At 69.6% G+C, this 18,011-nt stretch carries 20 protein-coding genes and 1 pseudogene; 5 read left to right on the top strand and 16 right to left on the bottom strand.

Translation table 11 applies throughout. The features are described 5' to 3' along the window. The first annotated feature begins 56 nt into the window (after positions 1 to 56). A complete protein-coding gene (locus ACWGI8_RS20350) occupies positions 57 to 638 on the top strand; it encodes an SMI1/KNR4 family protein (protein ID WP_453662723.1) in 582 nt (193 codons plus the stop codon). 397 nt (positions 639 to 1,035) lie between these two features. On the opposite strand, the gene ACWGI8_RS20345 is transcribed toward ACWGI8_RS20350, so the two are convergent. Both ACWGI8_RS20345 and ACWGI8_RS20340 read right to left on the bottom strand, forming a co-directional pair. Next, a complete protein-coding gene (locus tag ACWGI8_RS20345) occupies positions 1,036 to 1,854 on the bottom strand; it encodes an alpha/beta fold hydrolase (RefSeq protein ID WP_453662718.1) in 819 nt (272 codons plus the stop codon). Positions 1,855 to 2,453: 599 nt separating this feature from the next. Continuing rightward, positions 2,454 to 3,584, bottom strand: a complete 1,131-nt coding sequence (locus tag ACWGI8_RS20340) for a serine hydrolase domain-containing protein (protein ID WP_453662716.1) — start codon at positions 3,582 to 3,584, stop codon at positions 2,454 to 2,456. Between the two features lie 269 nt (positions 3,585 to 3,853). Here ACWGI8_RS20340 and ACWGI8_RS20335 point away from each other — a divergent pair, with 269 nt between their 5' ends. Continuing rightward, a complete protein-coding gene (locus tag ACWGI8_RS20335; protein WP_453662722.1) occupies positions 3,854 to 4,588 on the top strand; it encodes a helix-turn-helix domain-containing protein in 735 nt (244 codons plus the stop codon). 608 nt (positions 4,589 to 5,196) lie between these two features. Here ACWGI8_RS20335 and ACWGI8_RS20330 read toward each other — a convergent pair. The 5 genes from ACWGI8_RS20330 to ACWGI8_RS20310 all read right to left on the bottom strand — a co-directional run bounded on the left by ACWGI8_RS20330 (position 5,197) and on the right by ACWGI8_RS20310 (position 7,967). Next, complete coding sequence (locus ACWGI8_RS20330; RefSeq protein WP_453662714.1) at positions 5,197 to 5,730, bottom strand: hypothetical protein; 534 nt, start codon at positions 5,728 to 5,730, stop codon at positions 5,197 to 5,199. Positions 5,731 to 5,901: 171 nt separating this feature from the next. After that, entirely contained in the window at positions 5,902 to 6,342 is a 441-nt protein-coding gene (locus ACWGI8_RS20325; RefSeq protein ID WP_453662712.1) for a hypothetical protein, read from the bottom strand. Positions 6,343 to 7,078: 736 nt separating this feature from the next. Then, complete coding sequence (locus tag ACWGI8_RS20320; protein WP_453662710.1) at positions 7,079 to 7,339, bottom strand: hypothetical protein; 261 nt, start codon at positions 7,337 to 7,339, stop codon at positions 7,079 to 7,081. After that, positions 7,336 to 7,641: a DUF6247 family protein gene (locus tag ACWGI8_RS20315; protein WP_453662720.1), complete on the bottom strand. Its 306-nt coding sequence runs from the start codon at positions 7,639 to 7,641 to the stop codon at positions 7,336 to 7,338. Before ACWGI8_RS20315 ends, ACWGI8_RS20320 begins: the two co-directional genes overlap by 4 nt. 80 nt (positions 7,642 to 7,721) lie before the next feature. Further along, positions 7,722 to 7,967, bottom strand: coding sequence for a hypothetical protein (locus ACWGI8_RS20310; RefSeq protein WP_453662708.1), 246 nt, complete (start codon positions 7,965 to 7,967; stop codon positions 7,722 to 7,724). Positions 7,968 to 8,148: 181 nt separating this feature from the next. On the opposite strand from ACWGI8_RS20310, the gene ACWGI8_RS20305 reads away from it, so the two are divergent. Then, positions 8,149 to 8,553 carry a peptidoglycan-binding domain-containing protein gene (locus tag ACWGI8_RS20305; protein ID WP_453662706.1) on the top strand — a complete coding sequence of 135 codons (405 nt, stop codon included), beginning with the start codon at positions 8,149 to 8,151 and terminating at the stop codon, positions 8,551 to 8,553. Positions 8,554 to 8,727: 174 nt separating this feature from the next. Next, entirely contained in the window at positions 8,728 to 9,096 is a 369-nt protein-coding gene (locus ACWGI8_RS20300; protein ID WP_453662705.1) for a hypothetical protein, read from the top strand. A gap of 9 nt (positions 9,097 to 9,105) precedes the next feature. Here the strand turns inward: ACWGI8_RS20300 and ACWGI8_RS20295 are convergent. The 7 genes and pseudogenes from ACWGI8_RS20295 to ACWGI8_RS20265 all read right to left on the bottom strand — a co-directional run. Then, positions 9,106 to 9,315 (bottom strand): annotated as a pseudogene (locus ACWGI8_RS20295) (NF041680 family putative transposase); the annotation flags it as partial. Positions 9,316 to 9,575: 260 nt separating this feature from the next. Next, positions 9,576 to 9,947 carry a toxin Doc gene (locus ACWGI8_RS20290; RefSeq protein ID WP_453662703.1) on the bottom strand — a complete coding sequence of 124 codons (372 nt, stop codon included), beginning with the start codon at positions 9,945 to 9,947 and terminating at the stop codon, positions 9,576 to 9,578. A gap of 1 nt (position 9,948) precedes the next feature. Then, complete coding sequence (locus tag ACWGI8_RS20285; protein WP_453662701.1) at positions 9,949 to 10,092, bottom strand: hypothetical protein; 144 nt, start codon at positions 10,090 to 10,092, stop codon at positions 9,949 to 9,951. Between the two features lie 79 nt (positions 10,093 to 10,171). Then, positions 10,172 to 10,726 (bottom strand): telomere-protecting terminal protein Tpg, encoded by a 555-nt coding sequence (gene tpg, locus ACWGI8_RS20280; RefSeq protein WP_453662699.1) that lies wholly within the window; start codon positions 10,724 to 10,726, stop codon positions 10,172 to 10,174. A 3-nt stretch (positions 10,727 to 10,729) separates the two neighbouring features. Next, positions 10,730 to 12,841, bottom strand: a complete 2,112-nt coding sequence (tap, locus tag ACWGI8_RS20275) for a telomere-associated protein Tap (RefSeq protein ID WP_453662697.1) — start codon at positions 12,839 to 12,841, stop codon at positions 10,730 to 10,732. A gap of 433 nt (positions 12,842 to 13,274) precedes the next feature. Next, positions 13,275 to 14,054 (bottom strand): SDR family NAD(P)-dependent oxidoreductase, encoded by a 780-nt coding sequence (locus tag ACWGI8_RS20270; protein ID WP_453662695.1) that lies wholly within the window; start codon positions 14,052 to 14,054, stop codon positions 13,275 to 13,277. 9 nt (positions 14,055 to 14,063) lie between these two features. Beyond that, positions 14,064 to 15,314, bottom strand: coding sequence for an RNA-guided endonuclease InsQ/TnpB family protein (locus ACWGI8_RS20265; RefSeq protein ID WP_453662693.1), 1,251 nt, complete (start codon positions 15,312 to 15,314; stop codon positions 14,064 to 14,066). A gap of 46 nt (positions 15,315 to 15,360) precedes the next feature. On the opposite strand from ACWGI8_RS20265, the gene ACWGI8_RS20260 reads away from it, so the two are divergent. Next, complete coding sequence (locus ACWGI8_RS20260; RefSeq protein WP_453662691.1) at positions 15,361 to 15,861, top strand: rhodanese-like domain-containing protein; 501 nt, start codon at positions 15,361 to 15,363, stop codon at positions 15,859 to 15,861. 248 nt (positions 15,862 to 16,109) lie between these two features. On the opposite strand, the gene recX is transcribed toward ACWGI8_RS20260, so the two are convergent. Further along, positions 16,110 to 16,691 (bottom strand): recombination regulator RecX, encoded by a 582-nt coding sequence (gene recX / locus ACWGI8_RS20255; RefSeq protein WP_453662689.1) that lies wholly within the window; start codon positions 16,689 to 16,691, stop codon positions 16,110 to 16,112. 8 nt (positions 16,692 to 16,699) lie between these two features. Beyond that, on the bottom strand, positions 16,700 to 17,824 hold the full coding sequence (gene recA / locus ACWGI8_RS20250; RefSeq protein ID WP_453662687.1) for a recombinase RecA: 1,125 nt from the start codon (positions 17,822 to 17,824) through the stop codon (positions 16,700 to 16,702). Between the last annotated feature and the right edge of the window lie 187 nt (positions 17,825 to 18,011).

Below are 18,011 nucleotides of genomic sequence, written 5' to 3'. Positions count from 1 at the left end.
CATACTGGGCGTATTCGGGCGATCCGACAACGCAGCGAGGTGCCGTAGCTGTCGTCGTGCGCCCGCCGGGGATTACGGGACAGCCCTTAGCCGCCGCGCCGTTCCAGCCACTGCGCAGTCACTCCTTCGGAGAAGAGCACCACCAATTTCGCCTGGGCCCACGGCTGGCCCCTGCCCAGATCGCAGCGTTCGAATCCGAGCACGCGATCACTCTCCCCGGTCCCTACCAGCAGTTTCTCCTGCACATCGGCGGATCTGGGGCTGGTCCCTTTTACGGCCTCAAGCCCCTGGAGAACTGCGCCCTGTTCACGATGCAGAAGAGCTCGGCTCCCGGCACGCCACGCGGCTTCGACGAGGCGAGCAGCACGGAGGAGAAGGACCTCTTCCTGCACATCATCGAGATGGGCTGCGCGGATGTCTGTCTTCTGGCTATCACTGGCCCGCTTACAGGCCGTGTTGTCATCGGCAACAGCGACGGCTACTGGGGACCCAACGTCTCCTCAGCGCAGGACTTCCTTGCCTGGTACGAGCGGTGGCTTGACCACATGGCTCAAGGACGAGACAACCGAGCGCTCGAACTCACCTCGCCGCAACTCCGCAGCCATCCGAACAGACATCGACTGGCACCGAAGATCTGACTCTCCGTGGTCGCACCACAGAAAGTGGACCAGAGCTTGAGAACGGACAGCGCTTGTGCACCAGCCTGGGAGGCAGCCAACGTCCGTCAGCGAGTCGAAAGGTTCACGAGTTTCGACGGCGCCGGTACTCAGCGGATCTGATCGGACTCCAGGTGCGCCGAAGTGCGCTCCTGTCCCCGCTGCGGTCGGCCGGTGCGGCGGAAGAGGGCAGAACCAGCCCACCAACGCACACGCCGGCCAGCGCAGCAGCGCGGCCGCGATGGCCCCCAGTCGCCCGGCGCTCATGATGTCGACGCTGGCGGCGGCCCGCCGGACCCCGGAGTGCGAGGCCGCCGGTGCGCCATCGTCGGGCGGAGTGGGATGGCGGCAGCGGCCGCCGCGGGAAGGCGCTTGAGGATCAGGACGGAAAAGTCCCGCCGTCGATCTCGCGCCAGAAGGCGTCGACTCGTGCGTTGAACACGTCCGGGGACTCCTGGAACGGCTGGTGGGCCTCCCCCACCATGACCTCGAAGCGGGCGTCCGGGATGGCGCCCGCCACGACCCGCCCGAGCCGCGGCGGCGTGACCATGTCCTGGTCGCCGGCCAGGACGAGGGTCGGTGCGGTGATGCCGGACAGCCGGTCGAGCGTGTCGTGCCGCGTGAACGGCTCCAGTTGACGCTGGAAGGCCTCGGCGGACTGCGGGTAGGGGAAGGCGAGCGTTTCGTCGATGATCCGCTGCACCATGCCGTCGGCGTGGGCACGAGGCGTGTAGATCCACAGGAAGAACGCCTCCAGCATGGCGCGCTCATCGGGCGCCTCCGTCACCAGCCAGTGCCAGAAGCGGGTCACGGCGGTGAAGTAGGCGTCCGCTCGTGCCCAGGTACTCATGAGGACGAGGCTGCTGACGGCCTCCGGGTGACGGAGCGCCAGCTCCTGGGCGATCGCGCTGCCGCCGGAGAATCCGGCGACATGCGCCTTGTCGACCCGGAGCACCCGGAGAATTTCCGCGGCGTCGTCGGCCATCATGGCCACGGACATGGGCCCGTCGGGCAACGGCGTCCGTCCCGACCCTCGGTTGTCGAAGGTGATGACCCGGTACCGGTCCGACAGCCCGTCGAGCTGCGCCTGCCACGCCTCGGCGGGGTCGCTCAGCCCCGCGATCAGCAAGACATCGGGCCCTTGGCCCCTGCTCTGGGTCCAGATCGTCGTTCCGTTGGCTTCGACGTACTCGCCCATGCAATACACCTCCCGCCCCATCGTCTCCTCTGCCGTTGCGCGAATACCGCCGCGCCGCACCCACTCCTGAACGCCTCCTCCGGCACCCCGAACACCCACGCGCTGGAGCCTTGAGCAGATCGTCGGATGCATTGGGCAGGGTGCTGTCGTTTCTCGTGAACATCGAACACCCAGGAGTTCGGGTGCCTCCCAGAGAGGTGAACGTTGATGAGAACGCGAGCCAGGGGCATCGCTCTGCTCCCGGCGTGCGGCACCGCCCTGTACGGGCTCGCGGTGGAGGGCCTTGCGCAGTGCGGTTGCTCGCGCTGGTCGCACGGCTCGGCGTGCGACGGGAGTTCCAGCCGGCCATGCCCCTCCCGCGGGCCCGCGAGGCCGCCCTGCGCACGAACGGGGCGGCGTACTGCGATGCGGTGTCAAAGTACGCCGCCCCGGGGCGCCGGGGGGCGCGCTCATGGCGGCCGCTTCGGGTCACGGTTGCGCTTCGACGTCGGCCTGCCGCAGCGTGTGGTCCGGGTGGACCTGGTCGTCGATGCCGGCGGGCGTCGGCCGGAGTGAGCGAGCCGGCTTGGCCCGTGCGGGTCCACGCCGCTCGGCCCTGTCTACCGAGCCGGCTCGGCCGCGTCGGCCGACTGGGCCTGCCCGCCGCCGAAGACCTCCTTGACGAGCCTTTGCGTCGCCTTCTGGAACGCCTCTGCCAGGGACAGTGCGGCGTCGTCGACATAGTTCAGCGCGGCGGTCAGGGTCTTGCTGCCGTCGGGCGTGCTGTACATCAGCGCCGCGTGGCCCGCCATGCCGCCGTTGTGGGTGATGACCGTGCCGCCGTTTTCGCCGGTGTCCTGCACGAACACCCCCAGGCCGTAGCCGGCCTTGGGATGCGGCTTGCACATCTCGGCCAGCAGCGGGGCCGGCAGGAGCTTGCCGCCCATCAGCGCGGAGATGAACGTGTGGAGGTCCTGGGTGGTCGAGATCATGTCTCCGCCGGTGGAGATCCAGGAGGGGTTCTGGCGGGTGACGTCGACCGTCTTGTGCCGGCCGGCGTTCTCGTACCGGTAGTAGGCGTGGGCGTGCGGCTCGGGGATTTCCGCACTGGTGCCCGGCACAACGGTGTCCGACAGCCCGAGCGGGCCCAGGATCAGCCGCTGCATCTCCGTTGCGAGCGAGTGGCCGGTGACCTTCTCGATCAGCAGCCTGGCCAGTACGTAGTTGGTGTTGGAGTAGCTCCAGTCCGTCCCCGGCTCAAACCGCGCCGGCTTGGACAGTGCCAGCCGTACCAGTTCTTGCGGCCGGTAGGACGTGAACCGGTTGTCCACCCACTGCTGGCCCGCGGTCGTGGCGCAGATCCCCGGCGCGAATGTCCCGTCGTCGTAGTACTCGCCGGTGAAGTTGAACACCCCGCTGGTGTGCTGCAGCAGCATCCGCACCGTGATCTTCGGGTCCAGCCCGAACTCGGGCAGGTGGTCGGCCACCGGGGCGTCCAGCCCGATCGTGCCCTGGGCCACCAGTTGCAGCACCACGGTCGCGGTGAAGGTCTTGGTGTTGCTGCCGATCCGGACGTGCCCGTTCGCCGGCGGCTTCGCGGCCCCGCCCAGCTCGGCCGCCCCGGCGCCGGCGACCCACTCGCCCCGCTCGTCGTGCACGCGCACTGTCACCCCGGTGAATCCGGACTCGACCATCTCCTCGATGGTTTTCTGCAGCTTTGGGCGGTCCTGGTCGGTAAGAGCGATGGACATGGTGGTGTGCCCCCTGAGGACTGTTGCGGAATTCAACCGAACGGACGGGGCCGCCCCCGCGGCCCGTTGTTTCTGACATTCGAAACGCTACGTTGCATTCACATGTCAGGCAACAGATTCGTTGCGCGCATCCGACATCGTGGCAGTTGGAAGCCGGGAAATCATTGCAATGGTTTTAAATCTAACGCAACAATCCCGTGTCTGTTCGTTGCAATTGATTGAGGGTGAACGCTATGGTGGAGACACCACGGACCACGGAGGAGACCGCGATGCCGGGAGGCAGACTCACCCAGCAGGAACGCCAGCAGATCGCGCTGGGACTGGCCGACGGCCTCGCCTACGCGGAGATCGCCAGACGCCTCGACCGCCCGACCTCGACCGTCACACGCGAGGTCATGCGCAACGGCGGCCCCACCACCTACCGCGCCGACCTCGCCCACCGCGCCACCGAACGCCGCGCCCACCGGCGCAGAAAAGCCGGGCCCCGGGACCCCAGCGCGCCCCCGCAGGCCCACGGACGCGATGCCGAAGCCGTACGCGAGTACGAGGAGACGTTCACCACCGTCTTCATGCAATCGGGCCTGCCCAAGATGACGGCCCGGGTGCTGGCCGGCCTCTACACCACCGACGCCGGCAGCCTCACCGCCTCCGAACTCGCCGGGCGCCTCCAGGTCAGCCCGGCATCCGTCTCCAAAGCGGTCACGTTCCTCGAAAGCCAGGGCCTCATCCGCCGGGAACGCGACGAACGCCGCCGCGAACGCTACGTCGTCGACGACGACGTCCTGTACCAGTCCACGATGGCCAGCGCCCGGTCCACCGCCCACCTCGGCGAGATCGCCCGGCAGGGCGTGGGCATCCTCGGCCCCGGCACCCCGGCCGCCGCCCGCCTGGAGAACATCGCCCGCTTCGTCGACTTCGTCTCCGAAAGCATCGCCCGCGCCGCGGACCAGGCCCGCGAGATCCTCCACACGAAACCCGAAACGACCCCGGACAGCGCCACCTGAGCCACCTTCGGATCGCGGGCGGGCAGCCTCGGCGACCACCGCCGGGACGCCGGCCCGCTTCGGGACACACCCCGATCGCTGCCACGCCTGCAACCACACCGACAGCGGCCGGCCGACCGCCGCAGCCGTAGCCCGCTCAGCCGCGAACACCGCCTCGTCATCGATACCGGCCACTTCGCCGCCCCGCGGACGCAACCGTGCCGGCGGCAGCAAAACCCTGGCCATCTCCCGCAGGGCGACCTCCCACAGCCCGTGGGGCACGGTCCATCACACCGCCCACTCCCCATGGCCGGCCCAAGTGAGCCGAAGCCCAGGAGCTGTCACCAGCAGGCCGGATGAGCCGGCGAAAGGGAATAGCCGACGCAGCCGGGTTCCACAAACGAGGGGCGGCCCCGTGGCCGGCACCGGACCGCGAGACCGGCGGCCGGTAGCACCACGCAAACCGGTTTGTTCGAGCGGAGCAGAACGAACGTCGCTGCTGCCCTGCTGCACGGCGGCCCGCTGCACCGTGGCGCAGGAGACGCGGCGCCCTTGCTGCTGCAGCCCAGGGGCGGCCTGCTGCACGAGCCGCAGCCGTGTGCCGCACAGGTCGTGCAAATGCTGCGCTGCTACGAACACCACGAGCAGCAACCCGAGACCACGAGCGTGGCGAGTCGGCGGGTGATCAGCTCCGCGACGTCGCTGCTGCGGCCGGAGACGGCGATCAGGACCCGCTGGGACAGGCCGTAGTCGAGCGCGGCCGCGGCGGCCGGGCCGGTGTCTCGCGTGCGAGACACCTCGGTGTCGGCGGCGACGGCGCCGTGGATGGCGGCTAGGGCGCGGGCGACGTCCAGCAGCCGGTACGCCTGCGCGCGGCTGATGCCGAACTCCGCGTCGCAGTACGCTTCCCACGAGCCGTAGCCGAGTGGCACCCAGACGCGGGCGGCGTGCGCGTCCCGGACCCGGGCGGCGAGCACCGCCACGGAGCGCCGGACATCCTCCATCGCCTCGCGAAGCCCCGCCGTCACCTCCCGGGCCTGCGCCGCGCTGAGCGGCGGTCCGGCGACGACGTCCTGGTCCTGGTCGTGCTCGCCCATATCCCCATCGTCCTCCGCGCCGGCGGGCCGGACCAGGGCGTACGGAAGCACGGGCGCGAGCTCCACCTCACAGGCTCACACCCTCACAGCTCACCCCGTCTATCTGGGAAAACGGCCTGTGAGCCTTACAGACCTCACAGGCTGGGGCTGACGTGACACCAGCCCGGGGGCGCGAGACGGGCGCCGACGGGTTCGCGCTCGGCGACGTGGCGTCTTGGAGTCGCCGCCGGTGGGCGGTCAGCGGCGCCTTCGGCCGTGGCCGGGCAGGCCGGCCGGGATCGCGTACACGCTGGAACCGCCGCTGCTGGGGACCGGCTCCGCCCGCCACCCTTGGGTCGGTGCGGGTGGCACCATGCGCAGCAGCCCGTCCACAACGGGGCGGGGAGCAGCCGGAGTCGTTATCGGCTCTCCGGACAGCGGGCAGCGTTCCCCCTCCGGCATGGGGTGCTGGGCGAGAGTGTCCTTGTGGGTGATCCGGGCCCAGGTGCCGCAAGCGCACTCGTAGCTGTTCGTAAGCTCTTTGCCGGTCACGACCACTTCCCCGGACTTCGGGCAGATGCCGGGGCGCCCCGGCGCCGGGTGCTCGTAGAGGTGACCGTTGCGGAGGCTCGCCTTCGTCGGTACACCGCACTCGGGGCAGACGACCAGCTTCGTTGGTGCAAAATCGCGCCTCGGCATGTCGTCACCCTTCGCTCGGCCTGCCCCCTGCCTTCACGGTCAACTCGCCGTATGCCAGGAGCCGTTAGGTTCTCCCCTGCCCGGCTGCTGCCCACACCTGAGTACACACGCGCCCTGTGCGTTCGCGGTTTCACCCGCGCTACTCATTCCCGGCACACTCAGCCCACCAGCGTGCAGACGAGGAGACGTGCGATGCCCAAGAAGACCGGCACCGAGAACCCGCACGGCTACGACCCCGAGACCAACCCCGTCCGGGTCGGGCAGCACGACTTGGCGCGCCTGCTGCTGATGTTCCGTTCGCTGGTCCGAGAGCGGCCGCCTGGCAGCTGGGACCACATGAGGGACTACGACTGTCCTTCGAGCGACTGGCAGACGCCGTCGACGCCGCCGCTCAGGCCCGGCAGGGCGCCCGGTGAGAGGGCCCTGACCTCCGGATGCGCTGTACCACCACCGAAGCCGTGTACGACTGACCGGACGGTGCCCCCCCCTACGACGGCGAGACGCCAGACACGTGGAACGTCCCGGGCTACAACTCCCACGCCACCGATGACACCCATGCCAGAGGCGGTCTTTTCACGTCGCTGTGCGGCTTCACCTGGGCGGAAGAAATCGTGAGCGGCTTGCCGGACTGCCGCGAATGCCGGCGCGAGGTCCAGCTCGGTGCCGAGCGCCTCCACGGCAACTGGTGACTACTTCTCAAGCTGCAATGCCGGGGTCGGGGCGTTGCCTCGGGTGGCTATCCGAGCCAGACGATGTTCAGGACGGATAGGCGGCGCAGGGGCCTGTTCACCCAGTAGGTGAGGGACAACTGGCCGACGGACGCGTAGCGCACGTCCTCGCCCTCGGGGTCGTCGGCGTTCCACTGCCGAAAGCCCCACGGGTCGGCCGCGGCGGCGTCCAGGACGTCCCACACGGTGTCTTCGGCGTGCTCGGGCAGGGAGTCGAGGACTTTCGCGGCCGGTGCGGAGAAACGGACCGCGTACGGCTGAGCAGTCACCCGCGTCTGCCCCGCAGCTCCGCCATGTCGATGAACTCGCTGTCGTCGTAGCCGGAGGCGACGAAGGCGTCGACCGCCGGGGCGGAGGCAAGGCGGCCCTGCCAGACCTGGACGACCTCGTATGGCGCGGCGAGGGAGAACGTCCGGCGCGACTCCTCCAGCGCGGCCGCCCACTCCTGCTCGAAGGCTGGCACCCACCGGTCCGCGCGCCGGTCGGTGCGCAGCTGGCCGAGCAGTTCGGCCGGAGCTCCCGGCGCGGGAGCGTACGGCGTGACGGGGGCGTGGTCGGGCTGCGCGCTCATCGGCTGTTCCTCCCGGCGGGTCGTACCGCCACCGTACGCGCGCCGGGTGGCCGTGGATGCGGGCATGAGGCAGATCCCTCCTACCGGGTCAGGGCGCGGGCAACGGCCTGGGCGTGCTGGCGCAGCGGGAGGTCCTGCTTCTCCCAGGTGGCCGCGACGTAGTTGAGGAGTTGGGCCGTCGCCCGCTCCGCGTCGCTCGGGTCGCTGGTGAGCAGCCGACCATGCCTCCGAGTCGGAGGCCCGCCGGAGAGGTGGCCTTGCCTTCTCCGGGACAGGCGTCCGACCAGGCCGGACAGTACTGGACTGTTCGGAACTGTCCGGGACACGCGGTTTGACTGTGTTGCTGCCCAGGCATCCGCAAGTCTGTTCCCCGTCCAAGCGCTCACACCACAGCGCACGGCTCAGAACCTGCGGGTTTCTTGCAGGTTCGCCCAAGGCCGTCAGAGCAGTGTGCTGACGTCGGCCCACCCCACGGACCCGGCGTCCAATCACAAGAGGGAGAAGATCATGAAATTACACGGCAAGATAGCCGCGTGTGCCGTCGCAGGGGCAGCGGCTTTCGCGGGGCTCACCGGCACAGCTTCAGGCGCCCCCGCAACACCCACCGCCACCACCGCCCCAGCAATCGTCTCTCCCGCTCTCGCAGCAGCCGGGATATTTGGGGACAGCCCCTGCCCCTACAGCGGGGCCCACCCGTCCCTCTACTACACCGACACCGGCTCGGCGGTCAGGCACGCGCAGTGTCTGATCAACATCTACGGCTACGGGATCGACGAGGACGGCGTCTTCGGGGCCGGCACGCGTGCTGCCGTCAAGGACCTGCAGAGGCGGTGCCAGATCACCGCGGACGGCTACGTCGGCCCGAACACATGGAACTGCCTGCACACGGACAAGAGCCCCAACCCGCGCTGAGATCGTTCAACGGATTAGCGCCTCGAGACGAGTGCGAGATGCGCGGGAAACGGACCGACCCAACCGGCTCGACGGCTTCACCGGCCGCACTCATCGCCGCACGGTCGGAATGCCACGTGCTCGCACGCGCCACCGCCGCGAACACGGCACAGCCACGGACAGAAGGGGACACACATGCATATTCGCCATGCGCTCGTGACTGCGGCGCTCGGCACCGCGCTCGTAGTCGGCACCCTGGCCGTACCGGCCGAGGCCACCGGCCAGTCAGCCGCGCCGCGCACGACCACGGCGTCGGGCGGCACCAGCGCGGCAGCGGGTGCCGCGGACTACCCGGACTACGAGTTCTGGACGACATCGACGGGAGGCAACCTCCGGACCAACTACTTCGGAAGCGCCGACCCCGTGCGCTATTCCCCCAAGGGCGAGAAGCTCTGGGTTTTCTCCTCCGATACGAACGAGTACGGCAACAAGTGGTACTGGGTCAAGGACAACTGGGGCACTCGGGCCTGGATCTACTGCGGCAACGTGACCGCCCCCTGCTGAGCTTGTTCTTTAACCCTTTGGCCGTTGCAGGGCGATGAGTGCGCGTTCGCGGCTCACGGTCTTGCCGACCTCATAGCGGGGTGCTCGTTGTCTGTTCTTGGTTCCCGGTGGGCGTCCGGGACCGCTGCCGTTGGGTTTCGGCGCTCTGGCGGGGCAGTGCATGGTCGCGCGGAGGTTCCGAAACCCGCGGCGGACGCGGGCCGGAGTGATCTGGCCGGGTCCGGCGGCGCATGTGGGCCTTCCTCGATAGCTGCAGGCCCTTGTCGTCGACGAAGTCGCAGGTCCAGGTGGAGCGCCCCGAGCGGAACGAGGGAGTACTACCTGGACTGGCGGCGAGCGACGATCACACTCGGCCCGCGAGGGCCCCAGTGCTGCGCCCCGTCCCCGGCAGCTGGAGGGGACGGGGCGCCGTCGTTGGGGCCGGTCAGCCGAGCCAGATGATGTCCAGGGCGGTGGTCGGAGGCCCCGCTGCGGCGGGGTCAGATCTTCCAGGACTGGATACGGTCGGCTGCGTCGTACGCGTCGGATCGGCCAGCGTCGATGTCGCGGGCAAGCTCGAGCAGCGCGCCGTAGGGCGCATCGGGGCCTTCGCCGACCGCGTCCATGTACGCCACGACCAGGCCCGCGGCGAACAGGGCGTTGCGGGCAGGCAGGGGTCGCAGCCGGACGACGGTGTGCATCAGCGTGGCGGCGTGCCAGGAGTTGCCGACTGTGGCCCCGACCCTGGGCGTGTTGACACGGTGGCGGCCGACGGCGGCTACCAGGCTGGAGAAGTCGTGGATTTGCGGATGCTTGGGCAGAACCTCCGCCTGGCGCTCCAGGAGCCAGCGGATGTCCACGTAGAGCTCCACGTCAGGCGGCCTGTCCCGGTGCGTCGAGTCGGGATGGCGCGTCCTCGGGGAAGGTGGCGTCGAACGCGTCGGCGTTGTCATTGACGAACGCGCGGAAGACCTCAGCGGCGCCCTCGAGGCGGGGATCGCGGATGGCGTCGTGCACGGCGCGGGTGGTTCGCTCCGCTGAGGATGGACACACTCCGCCGACGGCCGAGAGTTTCCTATTGTGTGCGGCCTGGCTTTCAGAAGGAGACGTCGATGTAGTCGATGTCGGTGAATTCGACTTCGAGGTTGTCGGCGCGGCGCCCGCCGTCCTTGAAATACGTTTCCTGGAGTCCTTCGGCGACAATCTCGCGCATCTGCTGGTCGTCGGCGCCCTGTTGCTGGGCCTCGAAGAGCCGGTCCGCGTAGGCCGGGGGGAGGTGCACGGTCAGGCGCCGCATGCGGCCGTCGTCGGTCGTGCCGATCGGGGCGGTGTAGCCGAACCGGGCACGGGTCTCCACGGTGATCCCGGTGCTGACGGCGGCCTGCTGACGGCGGCGCTTACGGACCAGCGGCTGCCAGCGGGCGCGGACTTCTGTGTCGATCCGCTCGGCGATGTCCTTCGGCGGACTCTTCCGCTCACCTGTGAGGTAGCGCTCCACCGACCGCTGGGTGACCCCGAGCAGTTCGGCGACCGCCCTGGTGGTCTTCAGCTTGCCGAGCAGGAAGTTCACGCGGGCCTGGACGGATTTCGGCGGCTCGCGGGTGAAGACCTCCTGGTCCGCACGGTCCAGGGCCTCGTGGATGTCCGTCACCGCCTACTCTCCTTCGTCCATGACGGCGTCGCCGCCCTTGATGTGGCGGGCGGGGTTCATGCCCTTCTCCATCAGGTCCACGGCCCACGCCATCTCCTGGACACCCTCCAGCTTCGCCAGGCCCGGGGTGGGGCCGAGGCGGAAGCTGCCGGGCAGCGGCTTGCCGTCTTGCGTGCGGGGCAGGAAGTCGAGCGGCGAAGGGCCGGGCGAGGCGTAGACGACGCAGTCGGAAAGCACGGCGAGCGGGTACTGGCCGGTCGCCTTCGCGGTGTTGAGCATCTTGCGGTGCATGTTCACGCGGGCCTTGGAGATGACCGCGGCCCTGATGTCGGGGCGCCAGGTCGGGCGCTCCAGCGCGGGCCAGCGTTCGCCGTCGCGGTAGTGGCGGCCCTGCGGGCGCTCGCGGAGCTTGCCGATGCCGCCCTTGACGGTGGACTTGATCGCCGACAGCACGGCGGCCATTTCTGGGTCGTGGTGCTTGTGCTGCTCCATCGCGGCGAGGAACGCGGCCTCGTCCAGGTCCTTGCTGACGCCGAGGTCGGCCATCGTGTCGACGTAGGCGGTCTTGAGACGGTCGTGCCACGGGTCCAGGTACGCGCCGGTCTCGCGGCGCAGGAAGGCCTCGGCCGGCCGGACGTCGTAGCCGAGCTCGACGGCGTAGGCGACGGTGTGGGTCTGGTACCAGGCCGGGCCCTGGGGGCGCTGCCCTGACGGTGTGAAGGGCGATGGGAGGCGTGGGTCCAGCTCGATGTGGGAGAGGTCCACCAGCCAGGAGCCGGGGATCTTCTTGTCGAACACGGGACGCTGGATGTGCTCGGGGCTGCTGAGACCGACGACCAGGCGCGCGGAGGCGGCGAGGAAGGCGGTGTTGATGTCCAGGCCGATCGCCCAGGGCAGCAGGCACTCCTCGTCACAGAGCAGGTCCGGGTCGCGCACCCACTGGTACGCCTCCTCATCGAGAAAGCCGCCCGTCCACCCTTGGGCGGCGGGGTGCTCGGCCGGGGCTTCCGGCGGCGCCGGGTCGACCGGCTCCGTTCCGAGTGAGCCGGGGTTGTGGCCGGGGACCCACTCGCCGCTCCGCTCGTCCTTCACGGCGCGGGTCGGCGGGCGCAGTGCGGTCATCAACTCCAGGCCCAAAACGGCGGTGGAGCCGCGCGGGGTGATCACACGCTGGGCGTAGATGCCCAGGGTGCGGGCGAGTTCGGCAGACGGCAGTTCGGCGGCGTCGCCCCAGGCGCGGGTGTCGAGTGCGTCCCAGGACAGGATCGCCAGCTGCACGCACTGACGCAGGCCGGCCTTCGCCGGGCGGTAGATGCGCGCCCACGGGCCGAAGCCGCGCTGGGTCAGCTTCCACTTCGCGCGGGCGATCTGCTTGACGACCGGGTGATCCTCCGGCAAGCGCAGGGAGCGGCGGGCCTCGAAGCCCTCCAGCCGGGCCGGGAGCCCGAACCGTAGGGCCGCGGCCTCGGTCAGGACGATCAGCGGGTCGGAGTCCTTGCCGTTGCGGTGCAGCCTGGCGGCGCCGATCCCGGACTCCTTGAGTGTCCACTCGACCAGCTGCGGAATGGTCGCGGCCGGGCACTGAAGGACGACCCCGCCGACGCAGTACGCAGTGCCGTCCCCGTCCAGCACCGCCAGCGGACCATGCGGGAACCGCGGGTCAGCGGCCGACTCCGCCCGGGCGGACTTCGGGACCGGGCGCCGCGACGACGCACGAGCGGCAGGCTCCGCCTCGCGGGCGGGTACACCGGCAGGAACGCAAGCGGGCATCTCCCGCTCGGTGGGGCCGGCGAACGTCTCGGGCACCGGCGCAGCCTCCGGCTCCGACTCCGACTCCGACTCGGGCTCGGGCTCGGGCTCGGGCTCGGGCGGGTACTTCGCCGCCCAGCCCTCCAACAGCCGCAGGTACGCCTGCAGACGCGGCGGACGCGGCTCGGACCGGCCGTTCTCCCAGTTCTTCACCGTCTGCGTCGTCGACTTCAGCACCTGCGCCAGGCGGGCCTGCGTGATGCCGGCGGCCTCACGCAGCCGGGCCCTCTCAACAGGCGGCGGCAGCTGCGGCTCACCCTCCAGCAGCGCGTCCACCGCCGCGAACAGCTCTTCCTGGGTCGGCATGACCACCTCCAGCCCAGAACCTAGCAACTTTAGCCTTGGATTCGCTCTGGTTTTAGCTCTGGATTCGCAGCCGTCCGCGTGCTGCCGACACCGGCCCGGCATCTGTCCTCTCGATGACACCGCACAGGACCGGCCGCCTCTGCAGTCCAGTACCTCGGCCGTGCCCGCGAGAGCACGCACCGCGAACCAGCGCGGCCGGCACGCGACCGCGGCCACTGTCCACGGACCACCGGGACCACCAGGACCACCAGGACCACCAGGACCACCAGGACCGCAAAACATCGTCCGGCTGCGGCGAAAGGTCACATCACGCGGCCTGAAGTCCTGACGGCCTGCTTCCTCAAACGGTTTGCGGCTTCTGGACTGGAAGTATCCCGTTGTCCCGTGTTGATTGGACATGATCCCGTGGTTCGGGTTTCCTGCGGGGCTGGGTTCAGTGGACGGAGAACCCGCCGTCGACGAAGATCGCCTGCCCGGTGACGTAGCCGGAGGCGCGGCCGGCCAGGAACACGGCCGCTCCGGCGAAGTCCTCGGCCAGGCCGTTGCGTCCGACCATCGTGCGCGCGGCCAGCGCCGCCACCTTCTGCGGGTCGGACGACAACCGCGCGTTGAGCGGGGTCATGACGAAGCCGGGCACCAGCGTGTTGCAGGTGACGCCGTGTGGCGACCACGCCTCGGCCTGAGAGCGGGCCAGTGACTCCAGCGCCCCCTTGGAGACCCCGTAGGCGCCACTGTGGACGAACGCCCGGTGCGCCTGCTGTGAGGTGATGTGGATGATCCGCCCGAAGCCCCGCTCGGCCATGCCGGGCCCGAACCGCCGGCCCAGCAGGTAGGGCGCCTCCAGGTTCACCGCCATGGTGGCGTCCCACACCTCCTCGCCCAGCTCGCCCATCGGCGGCCGCAGGTTGATCCCGGCGCTGTTGACGAGAATGTCGGGCTCGCCGAACACCTCGGCTGCCTGCTCCGCCGCCGCGCGCACCCCCTCGCGGGTGCTCAGGTCGGCGCTCACCCAGGCCGCCCGGCAGCCGTCCGCCGCCAGCTCGTCGACCGTGGCGGCCAGTTCCGGCTCCTTGCGCGCCACGATCACCACGCTCGCCCCCGCTCGCGCGAGAGCCCCGGCGATGGCTCGGCCGATGCCGGAACTGCCGCCCGTCACCACGGCGACGCGGCCGTCCAGCGAGAACAGTTCGCAGAGGTAGCTGTGCGAGATCATGCCCGCACCCTAGACGGCGCTTGAATCCTCCCCTCCCTGAAGGGAGGGGATTCCTGGCTCACGTCGGCTGCGGACCGGCGGTCCAGCAGCTCTTACACGATCAGCACCAGCCGGGTTGAGACCAGCCCGGACGAGCATCACGCGTGCGGAGTTCTTGTCCCGGGGGGATACAACTTTGCACGCGGTGCACGCGTAGGTACGTTCCGAGAGAGGTAGTGCGTGCTTGGTTCTCGCTCCGCACTGCGCGCAGTCCATCGTGGTGTGCGCGGGGTGTACCAGATGCACGGCACGGCCGTGCTTGCGGCCCATCTCGATCAGGGCCTTCTTGGTGGCGCCGATGGCGGCATCAGCCGCCTTCCTCGCCATGGTGGACTTGGCGAGGAACTTCGGCCTGAAGTCCTCCACAGCGAGGGCGTCATGGTCGCGCACGACGCGTTTGGCCCATTTGCGGCCGGTGTCCTGCCGCTGCCGGGCGATCTTCTTGTGCAGCTTCGCGGCCTGCTTCTGCGCCTGCCGGTAGCCCTTCGACTGGTCCTTGCCCCTGGGCCGGCGGCGTCGGGCCATCATCCGCTGATGGTGCGCCAGCTTCGCGGCGGCCTTCTTGCCGTGCTCAGCGTGCGGAAGGTCGTGATCGCCGCTGGTGGTGGTCGCGGTCTCCTTGACTCCCCAGTCGATGCCGATGACCGCGCCGGTTTCGGGGAAGGTCTCGGTGGTGGTGGGAACGACGAAGCTGGCGTACCAGTGGCCGAGGCTGTCCCGGTAGACGCGCACGCTGGACGGGGGATGGGGAAGCTCCCGCGACCACACCACGGTCACAGCGATGTCGCCCGCCAGGTGCAGGCGGCCGTCCTTGAGACGGAACCCGCGCTGTGTGTAGTTCAGGCTCGCATCGGCGTGGTGCTTCTTCTTGTACTTCGGCATCCCGGCCCGCTGCCGCATCGGCAAGCGGGCCTTGACGTCCTTGAGCGCCTTGGCGCGGGACTTGCCGAAGTCGCGGATCAACTGCTGCTGTGGAACCGACGAGCCCTCACGCAGCCACGTCATCGTTGCGCGGGCTTCGGTCAGCATCTTGTCCAGCCGGGCCGGCCCGCACTTGTCATCTTCGGCGTGCGCCTTCTTCGACCGGGCGCAGCACTCGTTCCAGATCCAGCGACACCGCGCCCACTCTGCTTCCAGCACGACGCGTGCGGCAGACGACACGCGAAGCCTGTAGGTGTACCGGGCATGCCCGGCCTCCTCGGCCAACGCTGCTGTCGTCATGCAGATCAACCTACCCACCGCCACTGACAACGGGAGGTCAGAGCAGATGCGCAGAGAACTCCGCCGCTTCGCGGCTCCGAGTCAAGAACCCATTCCTCCCCACGGGCTGAAGCCCGGGGCCTCCTGGGAGAAATCCGGCAAACGACCGGTGGGCATCGACGAGTTGCTGGAGCGAGTACGGGAAGGGCTGGACCGCGTCGGTCCGCGCGCGGCATTCGAGGCGGCGGCGGACGGGGCGCTGCTGGTGGACATCCGCTATGCGGCGCTGCGCGACCGGGACGGGCTGATCCCCGGGGCGCTCGTCGTCGAACGCAACGAGCTGGAGTGGCGGCTGGACCCGCTGGGCAGCCACCGCGCTCCCGAGGCCACCAGCCATGATCTGCAGGTCGTGGTGGTCTGCAACGAGGGCTACGCGTCGTCACTCGCGGCCGCGTCGCTCCGCCAGCTGGGTCTTCACCGGGCGACGGATCTGGTGGGCGGCTTCCAGGCCTGGCGAGCGGAAGGCCTGCCGGTCCGGCTACCCGTGGCAGAACAGGCCCGCCTGTAGGCCTTCAGGCTCGTGTCGGCGGACGGGCCCGTGTCGGTGGACGGGCCCGTGTCGGTGGACAGGCCGTCTCGCCGGACAGACTCGACTCGGAGGTAGGCCCGTGTCGGCGGACTGCCCGAGGGCCGACGCAGACCGAGGGCCGGCGCAGACCGAGACGCGCCGACGGCCGGTGCGGGCCCGGGGAGTGTGCTGTGGATCTCGCCGGGGGCGGCCTGATCCACACGACACCCCCCAGGCCCTGTCCGGGCCTAGGACAAGCCGTCCAGCCCTTCGGTGTCCTCGCCCTCTTCCTCCAGGGCCTGGCGGACCACCCGCAGGGCCAGGCCCTCTGGGTAGCCCTTGCGGGCGAGCATGCCCGCGAGTCGGCGCAGCCGGCGGTCGCGGTCGAGGCCGCGGGTGGACCGGAGCTTGCGGGCGACCAGCTCACGGGCCGTCGACTCCTCCTGGTCCGAGTCGAGCTGACCGACTGCCTCGTCGATCAGCGCCGCGTCGACGCCTTTGGTGCGCAGCTCGCGGGCGAGGGCGCGGCGGGCCAGGCCCCGCCCGTGGTGCCGGGACTCCACCCAGGCGTCCGCGAACGCCGCATCGTCGATGAGGCCGACGTCCTCGAAACGGGACAGGACCTCCTCGGCGACTTCGTCCGGGATCTCGCGCTTGCGCAGCGCGTCGGCGAGTTGCTTGCGGGTGCGCGGGGTCCCGGTGAGCAGGCGCAGACAGATCGCCCGCGCCCGCTCAGCCGGATCCTGGGGTGGCAGCTCCTTCTCGGCCCTCGACAAGTCGGAGCTGCCGCCCGGCCATTGCGCGGTATGCCGCGTGCTCGGGTCGGGCACGGTACCGGTCAGCTCTTGGTCGCCGCAGCCGCCTTGGTGGCCTTGGTGGCCTTGGTGGCAGGCGCGGACACCGACTTCGCGGGCTCATCCGCCGAGGCCGCCGCGTCCGCGCCCGGCTCGGCAGTCGGGGCCTGCGGGCTGACGCCGACGCCCAGCTTCTCCTTGATCTTCTTCTCGATCTCGTTGGCGAGGTCGGGGTTGTCCTTGAGGAAGTTCCGCGCGTTCTCCTTGCCCTGGCCGAGCTGGTCGCCCTCGTACGTGTACCAGGCGCCGGCCTTTCGGACGAAGCCGTGCTCCACGCCCATGTCGATCAGACCGCCCTCGCGGCTGATGCCCTGGCCGTAGAGGATGTCGAACTCGGCCTGCTTGAAGGGCGGCGCCACCTTGTTCTTGACGACCTTGCAGCGGGTGCGGTTGCCGACCGCCTCCGTGCCGTCCTTCAGGGTCTCGATACGGCGGATGTCGATACGCACCGAGGCGTAGAACTTCAGTGCGCGGCCACCGGTCGTGGTCTCCGGCGAGCCGAACATCACACCGATCTTCTCGCGGAGCTGGTTGATGAAGATCGCCGTGGTCTTGGACTGGTTGAGTGCGCTGGTGATCTTCCGCAGTGCCTGGCTCATCAGGCGGGCCTGGAGGCCCACGTGCGAGTCGCCCATCTCGCCCTCGATCTCCGCGCGCGGCACGAGCGCGGCGACGGAGTCGATGACGATCAGGTCGAGGGCGCCGGAGCGGACGAGCATGTCGACGATCTCGAGGGCCTGCTCGCCGTTGTCCGGCTGGGACAGGATCAGGTTGTCGATGTCGACGCCGAGCTTCTTCGCGTACTCGGGGTCGAGGGCGTGCTCGGCGTCCACGAAGGCAACCTGGCCGCCGGCCTTCTGCGCGTTGGCCACGGCGTGCAGCGTCAGGGTCGTCTTACCGGAGGACTCCGGCCCGTACACCTCCACCACACGGCCGCGCGGCAGGCCTCCGACGCCGAGCGCGACGTCGAGTGCGGTCGACCCGGTGGGGATGACCTCGATGGGCTCGTTCGGCCGCTCGCCCAGGCGCATCACGGCGCCCTTGCCGAATTGCCGTTCAATCTGTGCGAGCGCGGCGTCGAGCGCCTTCTCGCGGTCGGTTCCTGCCATGGGTTCCACCCGGTTTGCTTGAGTCGATCGCTTCACGTCAAAGACGCTATCCCCTGCCACTGACAATGCGCCCCGACGTCCCTCCGGCCTGTGGATAACCTGTCGGAAGTCCCGGGATTCCAGGGGCCGGAATCCCATAAGAATGGATGTTCGATTTTGGTGTCAAGGGCACCACACGCACCACGCC

The sequence above is a fragment of the Streptomyces sp. NPDC054841 genome (assembly GCF_053611045.1).
Note: the sequence above shows the minus strand (reverse complement) of the source record. Positions and strands in the feature narration are given on the sequence as shown.